Annotated in this window: 16 protein-coding genes; 9 read left to right on the top strand and 7 right to left on the bottom strand. The window is 73.3% G+C overall.

The window, feature by feature from the left end; all coding sequences use genetic code 11:
* Positions 1 to 123: 123 nt before the first annotated feature.
* Entirely contained in the window at positions 124 to 1,020 is an 897-nt protein-coding gene (locus ACFY0I_RS15480; protein ID WP_388895012.1) for an SGNH/GDSL hydrolase family protein, read from the top strand.
* Positions 1,021 to 1,245: 225 nt separating this feature from the next.
* Here ACFY0I_RS15480 and ACFY0I_RS15475 read toward each other — a convergent pair whose 3' ends face one another.
* Positions 1,246 to 3,807 (bottom strand): beta-glucosidase, encoded by a 2,562-nt coding sequence (locus ACFY0I_RS15475; RefSeq protein WP_388895010.1) that lies wholly within the window; start codon positions 3,805 to 3,807, stop codon positions 1,246 to 1,248.
* A 102-nt stretch (positions 3,808 to 3,909) separates the two neighbouring features.
* On the opposite strand from ACFY0I_RS15475, the gene ACFY0I_RS15470 reads away from it, so the two are divergent.
* The 3 genes from ACFY0I_RS15470 to ACFY0I_RS15460 all read left to right on the top strand — a co-directional run bounded on the left by ACFY0I_RS15470 (position 3,910) and on the right by ACFY0I_RS15460 (position 6,222).
* On the top strand, positions 3,910 to 4,491 hold the full coding sequence (locus ACFY0I_RS15470; RefSeq protein WP_388895008.1) for a TetR/AcrR family transcriptional regulator: 582 nt from the start codon (positions 3,910 to 3,912) through the stop codon (positions 4,489 to 4,491).
* A gap of 61 nt (positions 4,492 to 4,552) precedes the next feature.
* Positions 4,553 to 5,488 carry an endonuclease/exonuclease/phosphatase family protein gene (locus ACFY0I_RS15465; protein ID WP_388895006.1) on the top strand — a complete coding sequence of 312 codons (936 nt, stop codon included), beginning with the start codon at positions 4,553 to 4,555 and terminating at the stop codon, positions 5,486 to 5,488.
* Positions 5,485 to 6,222: a carbon-nitrogen hydrolase family protein gene (locus ACFY0I_RS15460; protein WP_388895004.1), complete on the top strand. Its 738-nt coding sequence runs from the start codon at positions 5,485 to 5,487 to the stop codon at positions 6,220 to 6,222. Before ACFY0I_RS15465 ends, ACFY0I_RS15460 begins: the two co-directional genes overlap by 4 nt.
* Before the next feature lie 55 nt (positions 6,223 to 6,277).
* Here ACFY0I_RS15460 and ACFY0I_RS15455 read toward each other — a convergent pair whose 3' ends face one another.
* Positions 6,278 to 6,661 carry a winged helix-turn-helix transcriptional regulator gene (locus ACFY0I_RS15455; protein WP_388895003.1) on the bottom strand — a complete coding sequence of 128 codons (384 nt, stop codon included), beginning with the start codon at positions 6,659 to 6,661 and terminating at the stop codon, positions 6,278 to 6,280.
* A 97-nt stretch (positions 6,662 to 6,758) separates the two neighbouring features.
* Here ACFY0I_RS15455 and ACFY0I_RS15450 point away from each other — a divergent pair, with 97 nt between their 5' ends.
* Positions 6,759 to 7,658 (top strand): NAD(P)-dependent oxidoreductase, encoded by a 900-nt coding sequence (locus ACFY0I_RS15450; protein WP_388895001.1) that lies wholly within the window; start codon positions 6,759 to 6,761, stop codon positions 7,656 to 7,658.
* Positions 7,659 to 7,715: 57 nt separating this feature from the next.
* Here the strand turns inward: ACFY0I_RS15450 and ACFY0I_RS15445 are convergent, their stop codons facing one another.
* The 3 genes from ACFY0I_RS15445 to ACFY0I_RS15435 all read right to left on the bottom strand — a co-directional run bounded on the left by ACFY0I_RS15445 (position 7,716) and on the right by ACFY0I_RS15435 (position 10,140).
* On the bottom strand, positions 7,716 to 8,561 hold the full coding sequence (locus ACFY0I_RS15445; protein ID WP_388894999.1) for an EI24 domain-containing protein: 846 nt from the start codon (positions 8,559 to 8,561) through the stop codon (positions 7,716 to 7,718).
* 68 nt (positions 8,562 to 8,629) lie between these two features.
* A complete protein-coding gene (locus ACFY0I_RS15440; protein WP_383999646.1) occupies positions 8,630 to 9,052 on the bottom strand; it encodes an organic hydroperoxide resistance protein in 423 nt (140 codons plus the stop codon).
* Between the two features lie 65 nt (positions 9,053 to 9,117).
* Positions 9,118 to 10,140 carry an NADP-dependent oxidoreductase gene (locus ACFY0I_RS15435; RefSeq protein ID WP_388894997.1) on the bottom strand — a complete coding sequence of 341 codons (1,023 nt, stop codon included), beginning with the start codon at positions 10,138 to 10,140 and terminating at the stop codon, positions 9,118 to 9,120.
* 117 nt (positions 10,141 to 10,257) lie between these two features.
* On the opposite strand from ACFY0I_RS15435, the gene ACFY0I_RS15430 reads away from it, so the two are divergent.
* Positions 10,258 to 10,680, top strand: coding sequence for a MarR family winged helix-turn-helix transcriptional regulator (locus tag ACFY0I_RS15430; protein ID WP_385572288.1), 423 nt, complete (start codon positions 10,258 to 10,260; stop codon positions 10,678 to 10,680).
* Positions 10,681 to 10,692: 12 nt separating this feature from the next.
* On the opposite strand, the gene ACFY0I_RS15425 is transcribed toward ACFY0I_RS15430, so the two are convergent.
* Positions 10,693 to 11,427: a hypothetical protein gene (locus tag ACFY0I_RS15425; RefSeq protein ID WP_388894994.1), complete on the bottom strand. Its 735-nt coding sequence runs from the start codon at positions 11,425 to 11,427 to the stop codon at positions 10,693 to 10,695.
* Positions 11,428 to 11,505: 78 nt separating this feature from the next.
* Here ACFY0I_RS15425 and ACFY0I_RS15420 point away from each other — a divergent pair, with 78 nt between their 5' ends.
* A complete protein-coding gene (locus tag ACFY0I_RS15420) occupies positions 11,506 to 12,108 on the top strand; it encodes a hypothetical protein (protein ID WP_388894991.1) in 603 nt (200 codons plus the stop codon).
* Between the two features lie 18 nt (positions 12,109 to 12,126).
* Here ACFY0I_RS15420 and ACFY0I_RS15415 read toward each other — a convergent pair whose 3' ends face one another.
* The gene (locus tag ACFY0I_RS15415) at positions 12,127 to 12,834 is read right to left on the bottom strand and encodes an esterase/lipase family protein (protein WP_388894988.1); all 708 of its coding nucleotides are present in this window, start codon (positions 12,832 to 12,834) and stop codon (positions 12,127 to 12,129) included.
* Positions 12,835 to 13,053: 219 nt separating this feature from the next.
* Between ACFY0I_RS15415 and ACFY0I_RS15410 the strand changes: the two genes are divergently transcribed.
* The gene (locus ACFY0I_RS15410; RefSeq protein ID WP_388894985.1) at positions 13,054 to 14,091 is read left to right on the top strand and encodes a rod shape-determining protein; all 1,038 of its coding nucleotides are present in this window, start codon (positions 13,054 to 13,056) and stop codon (positions 14,089 to 14,091) included.
* Positions 14,088 to 15,650 carry a GAF domain-containing protein gene (locus tag ACFY0I_RS15405; RefSeq protein WP_388894982.1) on the top strand — a complete coding sequence of 521 codons (1,563 nt, stop codon included), beginning with the start codon at positions 14,088 to 14,090 and terminating at the stop codon, positions 15,648 to 15,650. The genes ACFY0I_RS15410 and ACFY0I_RS15405 overlap by 4 nt, the downstream gene beginning before the upstream one ends.
* Positions 15,651 to 16,247 lie beyond the last annotated feature (597 nt).

The raw sequence follows: 16,247 nt of genomic DNA, 5'->3' as shown, positions 1-16,247 counted from the left end.
AAAAAGCTACCGTGCGCCGAGAGTCATGGTGTGACGTACGGTCGCTCCGAGGCCGCCGAACACCGAGCATTCACTCAGCAGGACGCCCCCGAAGGACCAGGGGCGACGAGGGAGGACCACCCCATGCGCACCACCGCTCCGCGCCGCCGCGCGCGCCGGGCCCTCGCGGGCGCGGGCGTGGCGGTGGCCGTCCTGGCCGCTTCCCTCACGGCCTGTGACGAGAGCGGTCCGGCGGGCGAGGGTGAGCGGGGGGCGCAGTCCGCGCCGCGCTGGAACACGGCGCCCACCTCGATCGCCGCCGTCGGCGATTCCATCACCCGCGGCTTCGACGCGTGTTCGGTGCTGGCGGACTGTCCGGAGGCGTCCTGGTCCACCGGGAACGACCCCCTGGTCCGCTCCCTCGCCGCACGACTGCTGGGCGAGACGCAGGCGCAGGCGCGCAGCTGGAACTACGCGGTGACCGGCTCCCGGATGGCGGACCTGTCGGCGCAGCTGACCGCGGCGGCCGGACACAAGCCCGACCTGGTCACGGTGATGGTGGGCTCGAACGACGCCTGCCGGCCGACGGCTTCGTCGATGACCCCGGTGGCGGAGTTCCGCGAGGGGTTCGACAAGGCGCTCAAGGAACTGCGGGCGGCGTCCCCCGCCTCCCAGGTGTACGTGTCCTCCGTGCCCGACCTCCAGCGGCTGTGGGAGCAGGGCAAGGACAGTCCGATGGTGCGGCAGATCTGGAAGCTGGGGATCTGTCAGTCCATGCTGGCCGAACCGCTGTCGGCGACCGCGGGGGCCACGGCCCGTCGGGAGCAGGTGCGGGCGCGGGTGGTCGAGTACAACGAGGTCCTGCGCGAGGTCTGCGGCAAGGACGCGCTGTGCCGCTACGACGGCGGCGCGGTGTTCCAGTACCCGTTCGCGGCGGATCAGTTGAGCCACTGGGACTGGTTCCACCCGGGCAAGGACGGGCAGGCGCGGCTGGCCGAACTTGCGCACCGGCAGGTGACGGCGGCCGAGCCGCCGCGTTGACGCGGAGGACCGGAGGCGGGTGTCAGGTCCCGCCTCCGGTCCGTTCCGGGGCCGCGCGAGCGTCGACTTCAGGCCATTCGGCCTTCCGGCGTGTCGGGCGGCGGTGGGCGCGGTGCTCCGCGCCGGGCCGTCAGGTCATATGACGGCGGTTCGCATGACGGCGCGTCACGCACCGTCGGGTCGGGCCAGGTCGGGTCGGGTCGGGTCGGGTCGGGCCAGGTCGGGTCACGCCAGGTCGAGCGTGACCGTCAGCCGCGTGTCGGTGTGCGAGCGGCTCGCGCGGACCTCGTAGCCGCCGCCGATGCGACGCCAGCCGCGGGCTTCCTCGTCCCAGATCTCGAAGGTGCGGGCGGGCAGGGCGATCTCCACCTCGACGCTCTCCCCGGGACCGGCCTCGACGCCCGCGAAGCCCGCCAGCCAGCTGGCGGGCCGTTCCACGCTGTCGGCGACGGGCGCCAGGTAGACCTGGACGACCTCGCGGCCCGGCCGGGTGCCGATGTTGGTGAGCCGGACCCGCACGCCCTCGGGGCCGGCCTCCAGGGACTCGTACGCCCAGTCCGTGTATCCCAGTCCGTGCCCGAAGGGGTAAGCGGGCACGACGGAGCCCGCCTCGTAGGCCCGGTAGCCGATGAGGAGCCCCTCCGCGTACTCCAGGCGCCCCTCGGTCGGGATCACCTCGGTGACGGGCGCGTCGGCGAAGGCGACGGGCCAGGTGGTGGGCAGGCGTCCGCCGGGCTCGGCGTCCCCGAGGAGTACGTCGGCCAGCGCGGCCCCGCCCTCCTGCCCGGGGAACCAGGTCAGCAGGACCGCGGCGACCTCCTCGCGCCAGGGCAGCTCCACCGGGGACCCCGCGTTGACCACGACGACGGTGTTCGGGTTCACCGCGGCGACGGCCCGCACCAGGTCGTCCTGGCGGCCCGGCAGGGTGAGGTCCTCCCGGTCGAAGCCCTCGGACTCGACCCGCTCGGTGGTGGCGACGACCACGATGGCGGTGTCGGCGTTCCGGGCGGCCTCCACGGCCTCGGCGATCAGGTCGTCGGCATCGCGCCGCGGTCCGAGGTGGAGCAGCGAGAACATGATCGCCTTGAGCGACACCGCCCCCATGTCGGGGACCCGATAGGTCAGCGACACCTCCACGGGCCGCCCCTCGGTGAGCGGGATCCCGGCGCGCTCGCTGGGGGCGCCGAAGAAGGCCTCGAAGGGGTCGGCCTCGTTGCCCAGCTCCTGGACGCCCTCCCACAGGAGCGTTCCGTCGACGGTGAGGGCGAAGGCGCCCAACCCCCGGGTGCCGAAGGCGTGGTCGCCGCTCTCGCGCGGCAGGAAGGTACCGGTGACCTCGATGCTCGCCAGGGTCCCGTACGAGACGCCCGCGGGCAGGTCGTCGCCGATCCACTGGACCTGACCGCTCGGCAGGCTGCCTTCGCCGAGGACGGCGCCGGCGGCGTCGCGGCAGACGGCGCGCAAGGTGAAGCCCTTGTCGGCCGGGGTGAGTTCCTCGCTCGGGTCGGCGCCGACGGCGAAGGTCAGGGCGCCCTCGGGAAGGGCCTCGGTGAGGCCGTCCAGCGGCGTGATCAGCCGCTCGGGGAACACGGTGGCGCTGCCGCCGCCGAGGATGCGCGCGTCGCGGGCGGCGGCGCCGAGCAGGGCGACGGTGCGGCCCCCGCCCCCGGCGAGCGGCAGCACGCCGCCCTCGTTGCGCACGAGGACGAAGCCGCGGGCCGCGATCTCCCGGGCCAGGGCCTGCCCGTCCACGGCGTCCGGCACCTCGGTGACCGCGGGCGGGGCGCCCTCCAGGGCGCCGACGCGGGCGGCGAGCCGCAGTACGTTGCGGACGGCGGCGTCCACCGCGGACTCGGGTACCTCCCCGGCCCGGACGGCCTCGGCGAGGGCGGGGCCGTAGACGGTGTCGGGGCCGGGCATGGCCACGTCGAGGCCGCCGAGGATGTCACCGGTGGTGGAGCGGGCCGCCATCCAATCGGAGACGTTGTACCCGTCGAAGCCCCACTCGGCGCGCAGGACCTCGTTCACCAGGTGCGTGTTCTCGGTCATCGAGGTGCCGTTGAGGCGGTTGTAGGAGGTCATGATCCCCCACGGGTGGGCGTTGGCCACGATGGCCTCGAACGGTGCCAGGTACAGCTCGCGCAGCGGGCGCGGGGCGATGACGCAGTCGACGGTGAAGCGTTCGGTCTCCGCGTCGTTGCCGACGAAGTGCTTGACGGTGGTGCCGACCCCGCCGTCCTGCACGCCGTTGACGTAGCCGCTGCCGATCTCCCCGGTGAGGTAGGGGTCCTCGGAGTAGCACTCGAAGTGCCGGCCGCCGAGCGGCGAGCGGTGCAGGTTGACGGTGGGCGCCAGGAGGACGTGGACGCCCTTGCGGCGGGCCTCCTGGGCCAGCAGCCGGCCCGCCCGGCGGGCGAGGGCCGGGTCCCAGGACGCGGCCAGGGCCGTCGGCGAGGGCAGGGCGATCGACGGGTCGTCGGCGGTCCAGCGCACGCCGCGCACGCCGATCGGGCCGTCGGACATGACCAGGGAGCTCAGGCCGATCTCGGGGAGGGCGGGCAGGGACCACATGTCCTGACCGGCCAGCAGGCGGGTCTTGGTGTCCAGGTCCAGTTTCCCGAGGGCCGCCTCCACGGCGTCCTCGCGGATCCGGTCCCCGCTCGCGTCGCGGGTCCCGGCGCCGCTCACGTCGCGGGTCTCGTCCCGGGTCTGGTCGCCGTTCTGGGCAGCATCGGTCACGGCCGTGCCTCCTCGTTGAGTGCGGTGCGGTGGGTGCGGTGGCCCCATGGTGGACCCGTTCCCTGGTGAACGGTAGGGTTCGTGATGGGTTCGTGACATTGGGATGCCGTACGGTCCTGCTTGCGGGCGAGAACGGAAGGGGTGCCGGCCATGGCCAGGGCGAGGAGCGAGGAGCGGCGCGGCGAGATCGTCCGCGCGGCGGTCGAGGTGATCGCGGAGCGGGGGTACCGGGGCGCCGCCCTGGGCGCGGTCGCCGAGCGCGTGGGCCTGACCCAGCAGGGCCTGCTGCACTATTTCCCGACCAAGGAGTCCCTGCTCGTGGCGGTGCTGGAGGAACGCGACCGCTGGGACACCGGGGGCGGCTCGCGCGTCGCCGGCGGCGCCTGGCGGCTGGACCTGCTGGATTCGCTGGTCGAGTACAACGCCATGCGGCCCGGCATCGTGCAGACCTTCTCGGCGCTGCTGGGCGAGAGCGTGACCGACGGCCACCCGGCCCGCGCGTTCTTCACCGAGCGCTACGCCCAGGTGCGCGGCGAGATGGCGGCGGTGCTGCGCGCCGAGTTCGGGGAGCGGTTGCCCTCGGGCCTGACCCCGGAGCAGGCCGCCCCCCTGCTGACGGCGGTGATGGACGGCCTCCAGTACCAGTGGCTCCTCGCCCCCGAATCGGTGGACATGCCCGCCGCGTTCCGCTCCTTCCTGACGCTGCTCCGCGGCCCCGGGCCCGCCAACTGACAGGGCCGGACGTGCGGATACCTTGATCGGCGACCAAGTCGTCCGAGAACGGGGAGTTTTCATGAGCACGTCCGGAGTACCGATGAGGAGCGCGGGGGTCCTGACCGCCCTACTGCTCGCCACCGGCCTGGGTACGCCGTCGGCCGCCGCCGCCACGACGCCGTACCAGGTCATGTCCTGGAACATGTGCGGCTCGCAGCGCGCCACCTGGCACTGCGAGGGCACCGGTGCGCCGCAGCAGAAGATCGACGTGGTGAAGGACCAGGTCCGGAGCCAGGACGTGCGGGCCGTACTGCTCCAGGAGGTCTGCGAGGACGATCTCGCGGCCCTGATGACCCAGTTGGGCCCGGACTGGAGCAAGAGCTTCGCCCCGTACCAGTGGTCCCAGGGCGCCTCCGGCAAGTGGAACAGCCGCTGCGGCGAGGACAACGGACGGGCCGACCGCATCGGTACCGCGATCGTGCTCAAGGGGCAGCTGACGGACGCCCGGGAGTACCCGACGACGCAGCCGTACGTCGGACAGCAGCGGCCCTTCCAGTGCGCCACGTCGGCGGAGCTGCGGATCCGGCTGTGCAACGTCCACCTCTCGCCGCTGGGCAGCAACCCGGACCACCCGACGTGGGACTACCGGGACGACCAGCTCAAGGAGATCAAGGCGGTCGTGAACACCTTCCCGGGCACGGTCTTCGGCGGGGACTTCAACGCCCTCTCCCCCGACTCCACGAACCCCAAGGACGCCTGGGTGTGGCCCGCCGGCCTCTACACCGCCCGCCCCGAACTCGACGGCGGCTACCGGGAGTGCGACCAGAGCGGCACCGCGCGCACCGGGCGGGCCACGCACGGCTCCGGCGCGAAGATCGACTACCTGTTCGGCAGTGAGGTCCGGCGCGGGTGCACGGTGACCGACTCGCCGTTCTCCGACCACCACGTCGTGGTCGAGTCCCTGGAAGCGCGGTTCGTCCCGGCGCCGATCAAGACGGCCGGGGCCGGCGCGTGAGGATCGCCGCCGCGCAACTGAGCTGCGTTCCCGGCGACGTCGGGGCCAACGCCGCCCGGGCGGCGGAGCTCGCCGCCTCGGCCCGCGAACGGGGCGCCGAGTTGGTGGTGTTCCCCGAGTTCACGCTCACCGGCTACGAGTTGGAGGCGCTCGCCGCCGATCCGGGGCTGTGGACCGCCGCCGACGACCCCCGCCTGGACCCGCTGCGCTCCGCGGGGATCGCCGGCGCGGTCAACGTCGCGCTGCCCGCCGCCGACGGGGGCCGCCCCTTCATCGCGACGCTGGTGTACGGCGCGGACGGCGCGCTGCTGACCACGTACGCGAAGCAGCACCTCTACCAGCAGGAGCACGACGCCTTCCGGGCCGGCTCCGACGACGGGCGCTTCGAACTGGGCGGCATCCGCTTCTCGTTGGGCGTCTGCTACGACAACCACTTCCCGGAGCTGACCGGTCGGGCGGCGGCCGACGGCTGCCGGGTCCACCTGGCGAGCACCCTGTACGGCTCGGGCGACGGGATCGGCGAGCGCGCCCGGATCTACCCGGGCATCGCCCGGGACCACGGCCTGTACGTGGTCCTCGCCAACCACGTCGGCCCGGCCGGTCGGTGGACGGGCTGCGGCCGTTCGGCCGTGTGGGCCCCGGGCGGGGCGCTGCTCGCGGAGGCGGGCCCGGCGGAGGAGGGCGTGGTGACTGCGGAGGTGCCCGCGGAGGGTCCCGCCCGGTCCACCGCCTGACGGGAGCCCTCCCGAGGGGGCCACCGGCGCCGCCGCCCGATCCGTCGGGCGGCGGTCAGCCGGCGACCGCCGCCGTCGGCGTCGGCGTGCGGGCCGACGCCGGGGCCGGGGCCGGCAGGAGGTGCCGGCTGCCCCAGGCGCCCAGCGCCTCCAGGGCCGTGTTCAGTTCCTGGCCGAGCGGGGTCAGCGAGTACTCCACCCGGGGCGGGACCTCGTCGTACACCTCGCGGTGGACGATCCCGTCGGCCTCCAGCTCGCGCAGTTGCGCGGCGAGGACCTTCTCCGAGACGCCGGGAACCAGTCGGCGCAGCTCACCGAAGCGCCGTCCCGGATGTTGGTCCAGCTCCCAAAGGAGCGAGACCTTCCACTTGCCGTCGATCACCGACATCGCCGCGGCGATCCCGCAGTGATCCGCTCCGGGCCTGCGTGTCAGCGCCATCGCGCACCCCTCCCCACCTGCTCGCTCACTTCGGGGTAACCACCCACTCCGAAGTGCGTACTTGAGCGGTTCACCGCCTGCCACCAGGCTAAACGCCATGACCGACACGCACACCACGCAGAGCCCGCTCACCCTCCTCGGCCTCGGCGCCATGGGGACCGTCCTCGCCCGCACCTGGCTCGCCGCCGGGCACCCGCTCACCGTCTGGAACCGCACCGCCGCCAAGGCCGGGGCCCTGGCCCCCGAAGGCGCCCTCGTCGCCGCCGACCCCGCCGCGGCGGTCGCCGCGAACGACCTGGTCGTGCTCTGCCTGCTGGACGACAAGTCCATCGACGCCACCCTCGAAGGCGTCGACCTGAGCGGCAAGGACCTGGTCAACCTCACCACCGGTACGCCCGCGGAGGGTCGGGCGCGGGCCGCCTGGGCGCAGGCCCGCGGGGCCCGCTTCGTGGACGCCGGGATCATGGGCACGCCGTCGATGATGGGCGCCCCGGAGACCGGCGGGTACGTCTTCTACAGCGGCTCGCGCGCCCTGTTCGACACCCACCGGGCCGCCCTGGAGGTCCCGGCCGGGGCCCGCTTCGTCGGCGAGGACCCGGGCCACGCGGCCCTGCACGACGTGGCGCTGCTCAGCGCGATGTACGGCCTGTTCGCGGGGATCTCGCACGCCTACGCCCTGATCGAGGGCGAGGACATCGCCCCCGCGAGCCTGTCCCCGCTGCTGTCCGAGTGGCTGGGTGCGATGGGGTTCTTCGTCGGGAACGCCGCCGAGCGGTTGACTTCCCGGGACTTCACCTCCGGGGTCGAGTCCAACCTGGCCATGCAGGTCGCGGCCGGTGGGACGCTGCTGACGACCGCTGCCGAGCAGGGCGTCAGCGCCGAGCTGATCACCCCGTACCTGGACCTGATGCGGGAGCGGCTGGCCGCCGACCCGGCCGCCCACGCGGGCGAGGACACCGCCGGGGCGATCACCCTGCTGCGGCGCGCGGCGGCGTAGCGGGACGCGCGCTCGGGCGTACGCGGAGGGCGGCGGAGCGGGGAGCGGGGAGCGCCCCTACGCGTACGAGGAGGGCGGCGGCCCGAAGCCGGGGACCGGGGGCGTCCGGCCGAGCCCGTCGGGTCCGCCCTTGGCGTCCGGCGCCTCGCCCGGCGGGTGCTCCTCGTCGGCGCCGACCAGTTCGCGGGCCATCAGCGTCGCCCCGGCCACCGCGCCCGGCATCAGGAACACGGCGACGAACGGGACGAGGAACGACAGCACCAGCGGCACCCCGAAGCCGAGGGCCAGCGCGCGGCGCCCGCGCAGCAGGGTCAGCTGCTCGTCGAGGTCCACGCGGCGCCGCTGGAGGGCGACGGAGGTGAGCTCCTGGGTCAGGAAGAAGCCGGAGACGCAGAACCCGATGACCGGGACGACGGTCTGCCCGAGCACCGGGACGAACCCGAGGGCGAACAGCAGGATGCCGAAGAGGGCCACGCGCAGCAGCAGCCGCAGGCTGTCCCGGGCGGAGATCCACAGGTCCGCCCACAGGGAACGGCCCGACTCGGGGACCTCGCCGCCCTCGGTCCGGTCGACCTGCTCGGAGAGGGACTCGTAGAAGGGCTGGCCGACCAGCAGGGTCACCGCGGTGAAGGTGATCACGGTGAGGAACAGGCCGAGGGCGAAGACCAGCGCGGTCAGGGTGCCGCGGAAGATGTCGAGCCACGGTGAGGACCAGTCCGAGGCGAAGGGCGTCGCCCAGGCGGTGAAGTCGTCGGCGCCGTGGAACAGCCCGATCAGCGCCCCGACGTACAGCACCAGCGCGACGACGCCCGGCAGCAGGCCGAAGCCCAGCCAGCGGCCGTGTCCGAACACCCATCGCTGTCCGGCCAGCAAGTACCGGAAGCCCCCCGCAAGATCACGCATGGGGCCAGTTTACGGCGAAGGCCGCACCCCTCCGGGAGGGGTGCGGCCTTCGCTGCGTACGGCGGTTGTCAGACGGCCAGCTCGACCGTGATGTTGCCGCGGGTCGCCTTGGAGTACGGGCAGACCTGGTGGGCCTTCTCGATGAGGTCCTTGGCGGTGGCGGCGTCCACGTTGGGGATCACGGCGGAGATCTTGACGATCAGGCCGAAGCCGTCGTCGTTCTTGCCGATGCCGACCTCGGCGGTGACGGTGGAGCCGGAGATGTCGGCGTTCTCGTTCTTCGCGACGACACCGAGGGCACCCTGGAAGCAGGCGCTGTAGCCGGCGGCGAACAGCTGCTCGGGGTTGGTGCCCTCGCCGTTGCCACCGAGCTCCTTCGGCGGGTTCACGACGACGTCGAGCTTGCCGTCGCTGGTGGCGACGCGACCGTCACGGCCGTTCTCGGCGGTGGCCACGGCGGTGTACTTGACGTCGGACTGGGTGATGGACATGAAAGCAAATCCTCCGGATGAATCGCCGTGATGCGCGCCCACGATCACGACGGTGTGCAGTGAGCCTAACCGGTGAAGGAAACGATCATCTTTCCGGTGTTCTCGCCGCGGAGCATTCCGAGGAAGGCCGAGGTCGCGTTCTCGACGCCCTCGACGACCGTCTCGTCGTAGCGGAGCTCGCCGGAGTTCAGCCAGCCGGCCACGTCCTGGACGAACTGCTGCTGCAGGTCGGCGTGGTCCCCGACGAGGATGCCCTGGAGCCGCAGCCGCTTGCCGATGACCATCATCAGGTTGCGCGGGCCCGGTGCGGGCTCGGTGTCGTTGTAGCCGGCGATGGCGCCGCAGAGGGTGGCGCGGCCGTGGACGTTGAGCGAGGAGATCGCGGCTTCCAGGTGGTCCCCGCCGACGTTGTCGAAGTAGACGTCGATGCCTTCGGGGGCGGCGGCGCGCAGCTGCTCGGCGACGGGGCCGTTCTTGTAGTTGAAGGCGGCGTCGAAGCCGTACTTCTCGGTGAGGAGCGTCACCTTCTCGTCCGAGCCGGCGGAGCCGATCACCCGGGAGGCGCCCTTGATCTTCGCGAACTGGCCGACGAGACCGCCGACGGCGCCGGCCGCGCCGGAGACGAAGACGGCGTCGCCCTCCTTGAAGGAGGCCACCTCGAAGAGGCCCGCGTAGGCGGTCAGGCCCGGCATGCCGAGGACGCCGAGGTAGGCGGAGAGCGGGGCGATCTTCGCGTCGACCTTGGTGGCGTACGCCGCGTCGAGCTCCGCGTACTCGCGCCAGCCGAGGTGGTGCAGGACGTGGTCACCGACCGCGAAGCCCTCGGCGGCGGAGGCGACGACCTCGCCGACCGCGCCGCCCTGCATCGGCTCGTCGAGCTGGAAGGGCGGGATGTAGGACTTGGTCTCGTTCATCCGGCCGCGCATGTAGGGGTCGACGGACATGTGGAGGTTGCGGACCAGGATCCGGCCGGGGGCGGGCTCGGCGGACACCGGAACCTCGCGCAGGGCGAAGTCCTCGGCGACGGGCCAGCCCTGCGGGCGGCGGACGAGGTGCCATTCGCGGCTGACGGCAGGGATCTCGGACATGGGGCACTCCTGATGACCTGGGGGAAGGACGGCGTCGCACCCGAAAGTGCTTCACCACATGAAACAACCATGCAGCTGGATATTTCATGTTGTCAAGTAAATGGGTACGCTGGTGTCATGCCCAGTCGTCGCACAGACCCAGTGACCCTTGAGGTCGTCGAGCTCATCGGCGACGTCGTGGCCCGCTACCACATGGAGTACGAGGACGCGGCCGCACGCCACCAGCTCACCGGAGCCCAGGCCCGGGTACTGGCGCTGCTGTCCATGGAGCCGCTGCCCATGCGCCGCATCGCGCAGAAGCTGCGCTGCGAGCCGTCCAACGTGACCGGCATCATCGACCGGCTGGAGACCCGCGGACTGGTCGAACGCCGTCCGGACCCGGCCGACCGCCGGGTGAAACTGGCCGCGCCCACCGAAGAGGGCCTGCACACGGCGGAGCGACTGCGCGAGTCCCTGGACTTCGCCCGCGAGCCCCTCTCCGGGCTGTCGGCGGACGAGCGCACGGCGCTGCGGGACCTGCTCAGGAGGATGCTGGGCTGACCGCCCGGCGGCTCACCAGCAGAACAGCCAGCAGTCGTCCTCGGTGGGCGTCGGCTTGGGCGTCGGCTTCGCCGGCTTCGTCTTCGTGGGCGTGGGCTGCGGCGGCTTCGACGTCGCGGAGGTGCTCGGAGCGGGCTGCGCGGGCTTCGACGGGCGTACGGAGGTCCCGGTACTGCTCTGCGAGGGCTCCGGTTTCGCCGAGGCGGAGGCCTGCGCCGCCGATGCGGACACGGACGCGCTCGGCGACGCCGTGGGCCCGGCCGACTTCGTGGCGCCCGCGGCGCCCTTCGCCGACCCGGCGCCCCCGCCGACCTTGGTCGACGGCGCCGCACCGGTGGTCAGGGCCGGGGCCGGAACCGCCTGCTGCGGCTCCGTCTCGTCCTTCATGACGACCTTGGCGGCCCGGTCGGCGCCCTCGTCGTCGGTCACGATCCGGGCCACCGCGATCGAACTGCCGGCCGCGAGCGCCAGCCCGAGGCCCACGGACAGCACGGTCCGCCGGGTCCGGCGCCGGCCGCCGGCCCGCCGACGGGCTCCGGCCCGGCCCTCGTCCGGGCCGGACAGCACCACGAGCGAGTCGGCGAACACCTCCGACAACGCGGCCGGTGGGTCGGAGCCGGGCGGCACGGCAGGGGGCGCCGCCCCCGCGGTCGGCGCGGCGGGTATCAGGTGGGCGGCCGGAGTTCCGCAGCCGGCGCACGCGAGTGCGCCGTTGAGGTGCCTCCGACAGGCGTGGCAGTAGTCCATGGCGCCCGCAGGCTACGCGGTCGACCACGACTTCCGCATCGCGGGTTCGTAAGGATCCTGTGTGGAATCTTTGCCTCCATGACTGCGAACCCGCGTCCCGGCGCCCGTACGACCTTCGGCCCGACCGCATTCCAGCTCGTCCTGCTGCGCAGGATGGCGGACTTCCAGCCGGACCTCGCCGAGGAGGCCCGGCTGCGGATGGGCGCCGGCCTCGCCGAGCAGCGCGAGGCGAACAAGCGCTGGCAGGCCATGGTCCGCTCGCCCCGCTCCCGCGGGGCCCTGGCCCGCTACCGGTCCGTGCTCGGGCCGCCGGAGTCCGTGGAGCGGCGGACCATCGGCGACCTGGAGTGCGAGGCGCTGCTGTGGGCGCTCCCGCTCTGGCCGGAACTGCGGTTCGAGGTGCTGGCCGCGCCGGACGCGGCGGTGTGGAACGAGTGGCTGGTCCGGGCCCCGGGCCTGCCGGGTCCCGTTCTGGAGACGGCCGCCGATCTGCGGCCCTGGTCGGCGACGGTGGACGAGGTCGCGCGGGCCTTCCCCCCGGCGCTGCCCATGGAGGGCACCGCCCCGACCCGCCGGCGCCTCGCGTTCACGGCCTCGGGCCGGCCCCGCGTGGCGGAGTTCACGTACGGACTGCTCCAGCGGGTCGTCGACGGCGGCGACGGGGTGCCGGGGACGGGCTGAGGGCGGGGCGGGGCGGGTTCAGGAGGCCAGGAAGGCGCGGACCCCGGCCGACGTGGCCTCGTCGCCGAGCAGGTCGTTGTGGTCCAGGCAGCCGACCGGCGTGTTGGTCGCGCCGGCGAGCGGGACGCTGCTGTCGGGGTTGACGATCTCGTCGCACTCCGACCAGAAGGTCGCGTACCGCACCTGCCCCGGGGTCTCGTCCCCGGCGGCCAGGTTCTTCACGACGTAGGAGCCGGGGGTCATGTCCCGGCAGGCCTGGTCCCACAGCGCGCAGGCCCAGGCGGTGGAGGTGCCGTGGTTGGGGCCGGCCAGCGAGATCCAGCGGCCGACGGTGGCGCCGCCGCCGCCGTGCTTGACGTACCAGCGACTGACGAGGGATCCGAAGGAGTGGCCGACGATGTCGACCCTGGCGGCGCCGGTCTGACGGCGGACCTGGTCGACGTACGCGGCGAGGCGCCCGGAGAGGACCTCGTTGACGGACTGGTGGGTGTCGTAACCCCACGAGAAGAGCTCCGAGTCGGTGTACCCGTCGGCCTTCAGGTCCTCCCGCAGGGAGCCCCAGACACCCGGGTCGGCGTTGTAACCGTGGACGAGGACCACCGGGTTGCGGGCGGCGGCGGGGGCGCCGACCGGGGGGCCGCCGGTCGCCGCGTGGGCCGGCAGGGGCGCGAGCAGCGCGGCGCAGAGCGCCAGGAGCGCGAGGATCGTCTGGCGGGGCGTCAGCATCGGGTCCCCTTTACCTTGTTACGCGCCAGTAGCGCGGACGTGCGCGCATCGTGCGGCCTGTCGGTACAGAAATCCACCCCCGTGCAGCACCTCCGGACCCATGTGACACACCCCGCCCGGAGCATCCCAACGGGCGCCATACCCCATTTACCCGAGAAGATATGAAATGCGACCGGCACCCGCCGGTCCCTTGCGTCAGTGCTCTCGGGAGGATCTGCCGTGACCGTCAGTCTTGAGCAGTTGCGCCGCTGCCACGTCGCCGTCGACCTGGGAGCCGCCAGGACCCGCGTGTACGTCAAGGGCGCCGGACTGGTCGTCGACGAGCCCAGCGTCGCCGCCGTCAACACGCGAACCGGCGCGCTCATCGCCGTCGGCACCTTCGCCGAACGGATGACGGGCCGCACGCCCGACTACATCCGGGTCGTGCGTCCGGTCTCCGGCGGCACCGTCGTCGACATCGAAATGGCGCAGCGGATGCTGCGTCACCTGCTCGGCGAGAAGCTGCGCCGCGCACTGCGCCGCAAGCCCCGGCTGCGCGCCGCCGCCTGCACCCCGCACGACGCCGACCCGCTGGCCCAGCGGGCCACCGTCGAGACCCTCGTCGGACTCGGCGCCCGGCGCGTCGAACTCGTCGACACCCTGATCGCGGCGGCCGTCGGCTGCGGCCTGCCCGTGGAGCAGCCGACCGCGACGATGATCATGGTGTGCGGGGCGGCGGCCACCCAGGTGGCGGTCCTGTCCCTCGGCTCGATCGTCACCGCCCAGCGGATCCCCGTCGGCGGCGAGGCCATCGACCACGCCGTGGTCCAGCACCTGCGGCACGCCCACGAGCTGATGCTCCCGAGCCAGGCCGTACGCCCGCTCCAGCTGGCCCTGCACGGCAACGGCCTGACCGCCGGCGGCCCGACCTCCACCCTCATCCACGGCCGCGACGTGGCCACCGGACTCGCCCGCTCCGTCCACGTGGACACCGCGGCCGTCCGCGACGCCATCCACACCCCGCTGACCGCCGTGCTCGACGGCATCGGCAAGGTGCTCCGCGACTGCCCGCCCGACCTGGTCGCCGACCTGACGGACCGGGGGATCATGATGGTGGGCGGCAGCGCCCTGCTGCCCGGCCTGGACCAGATGCTGCGGGACCAGACCGGAATGCCCGTGGCCATCGCGGAACGGCCCGACGTGTGCGCCGTACTCGGTCTCGGCGCGATGCTGGAAGGAAAGATCGCACCCATGGTTCTCAACCCGTTGGCCGGATGACGGAGGAAACGGCCCCCGCCGCCGCGACGGCCGGCCTCCCGGTCCTGCTGGAAGCGGTCCTCAGCGTCGGCTCGGAACTGGAACTGCACGCCACCCTCCAGCACATCGTGGAATCCGCCGCCGAACTGTGCACGGCGCGGTACGGCGCGCTCGGGGTCGTCGACCCCGAGCGCGCCCGGCTGACCAGGCTGTTCACCGTCGGCCTGACGGAGTCCGAACGGGCCGCGATCCCCCGGCTGCCCGACGGCCGCTCCGGCCTGCTCGGAGCGCTGATCACCGACCCGCGACCGCTGCTCCTGAACGACCTGACGCAGGACCCCCGGTCGGCGGGCTTCCCACCGGGTCACCCCCCGATGCGGGGCTTCCTCGGCGTACCGATCCGGGTGCACACCGAGGTGTTCGGGAACCTCTACCTCACGGAGAAGCGCGACGGCGGCCCCTTCACCGAGGAGGACCTCGCGCTGCTGCGCGTCCTGGCCTCGCAGGCGGGGATAGCGATCGGCAACGCGCGGCTGTACGAGACCGTGCGCCGGCGGGAGCGCTGGATCGAGGGCGCCGCCGCGGTGACCACCACCCTGCTGGCGGGCCGGCCGGCCGCCGACGCCCTGATGTGCGTGGCCGAGCGGGCCCGGCTGCTGGCGGACGCGGCGGCCGGGGTCGTGCTCCAGCCGACCCCCGAGGGCGGCATGGAGATCGTCGCCGCCTCCACGCACGGGGACCCCGGGGACCTGGTCGGCACGGCGATCGCGCCGGGATCGGCGGTGCTGGAGCAACTGCTGGGCGGGGAACCGGTGTTCATCGAGGACTCGGCGACGGATCCGCGGATGACCACCCACGTGCGGGAGCGCTTCGGCCCGAGCATGATGCTGCCGCTGCAGAGCGGCGGGCAGCTGATCGGCACGCTGGCCCTGCCCAGGGGACGGGGCGGGCCGCCGTACGACGCCGTGGACCGGCTGCTGGCCTCGCAGTTCGCCTCGCAGGCCGCGCTGGCGCTCGTCCTCGCGGACGCGCAGCACGACCGCGAGCAACTCGCCGTGTACGAGGACCGCGACCGGATCGCGCGGGACCTGCACGACCTGGTGGTCCAACGGCTGTTCGCGACGGAGATGATGCTGGAGAGCACCCGGCGGCGCTCCTCGAACGCGCCGGCCGGGGACACGGTCGGTGAGGAGCTGAGCCGGGCCGTCGACGAGCTGGACTCCACGATCCAGGAGGTCCGGACGGCCATCTTCGCCCTTCAGCAGCCGCCGACCGACGCGCCGACGACGTTTCGGGGGCGGGTGCTGCGGGAGACCGGCGGGGCGGCGGTGTTGCTCGGCTTCCAGCCGTCGGTGCACTTCGCGGGCGCGGTGGACGCGTTGCTGCCGGAGTCGGTGGCGGGGGACCTGCTCGCCGCCCTGCGCGGGGCGCTGGCCGCGGCGCACCGGCGGAGCGGGGTCACCTCGATCGAGGTCGCCATCGACGCGACCCCGACCCACGTCCACCTGACCGTCTCCGACGACGGCCGCACCCCCACCGGCACCCAGGGCACGACGCTGCGCTGGGAATCGGCGCTGTAGGCGGCGCCGCAGGTCGGGGTCGGGAGGGGGCCGGGTCCGGAGGCGGGGTCGGGGTCGGGATCAGGGTCGGGGGCGGGGCTGCCGGCCGGCGGGGGTCCTGGGCGGGGGCGGGGTTCGGTTCTGCTGCGGGTGGGTCGGGGCCGGTGCCGGGGTGGGGTGTCGTCCGGGACGGGCATGATTTATGGCGCCTGTTCCGGGCCCGGTTGGCGGGCGGCACCGCGCGCCAACAAATCACGTTTTAGTCCCGGCCAACACCCCACCCCGTCCCCGACCCCGACCTGCGGCCCCCCGTCCCGTCCCGTCCAGCCCCGCCGACGATCGAGACGCCGGGTCCGACCGATCCGACCCCGCCGACGATTGAGACGCCGGGTCCGACCGATCCAACCCCGCCGACGATTGAGACGCGCAGGTCCGCCGATCCAACCCCGCCGACGATTGAGACGCGCAGGTCCGCCGATCCAACCCCGCCGACGATTGAGACGCCGGGTCCGACCGATCCAACCCCGCCGACGATTGAGACGCGCAGGTCCGCCGATCCAGCCTCGCCGGCGTTTGAGGCGCGGGGTCCGGGGCGGAGCCCCGGGAGGCTTCGCGGAA

The organism is Streptomyces sp. NPDC001568 (genome assembly GCF_042893755.1).
In the GTDB taxonomy this organism is placed as follows: domain Bacteria; phylum Actinomycetota; class Actinomycetes; order Streptomycetales; family Streptomycetaceae; genus Streptomyces.
The sequence above is the reverse complement of the archived record's forward strand: the minus strand, read 5'-3'. Positions and strand labels throughout refer to the sequence as shown.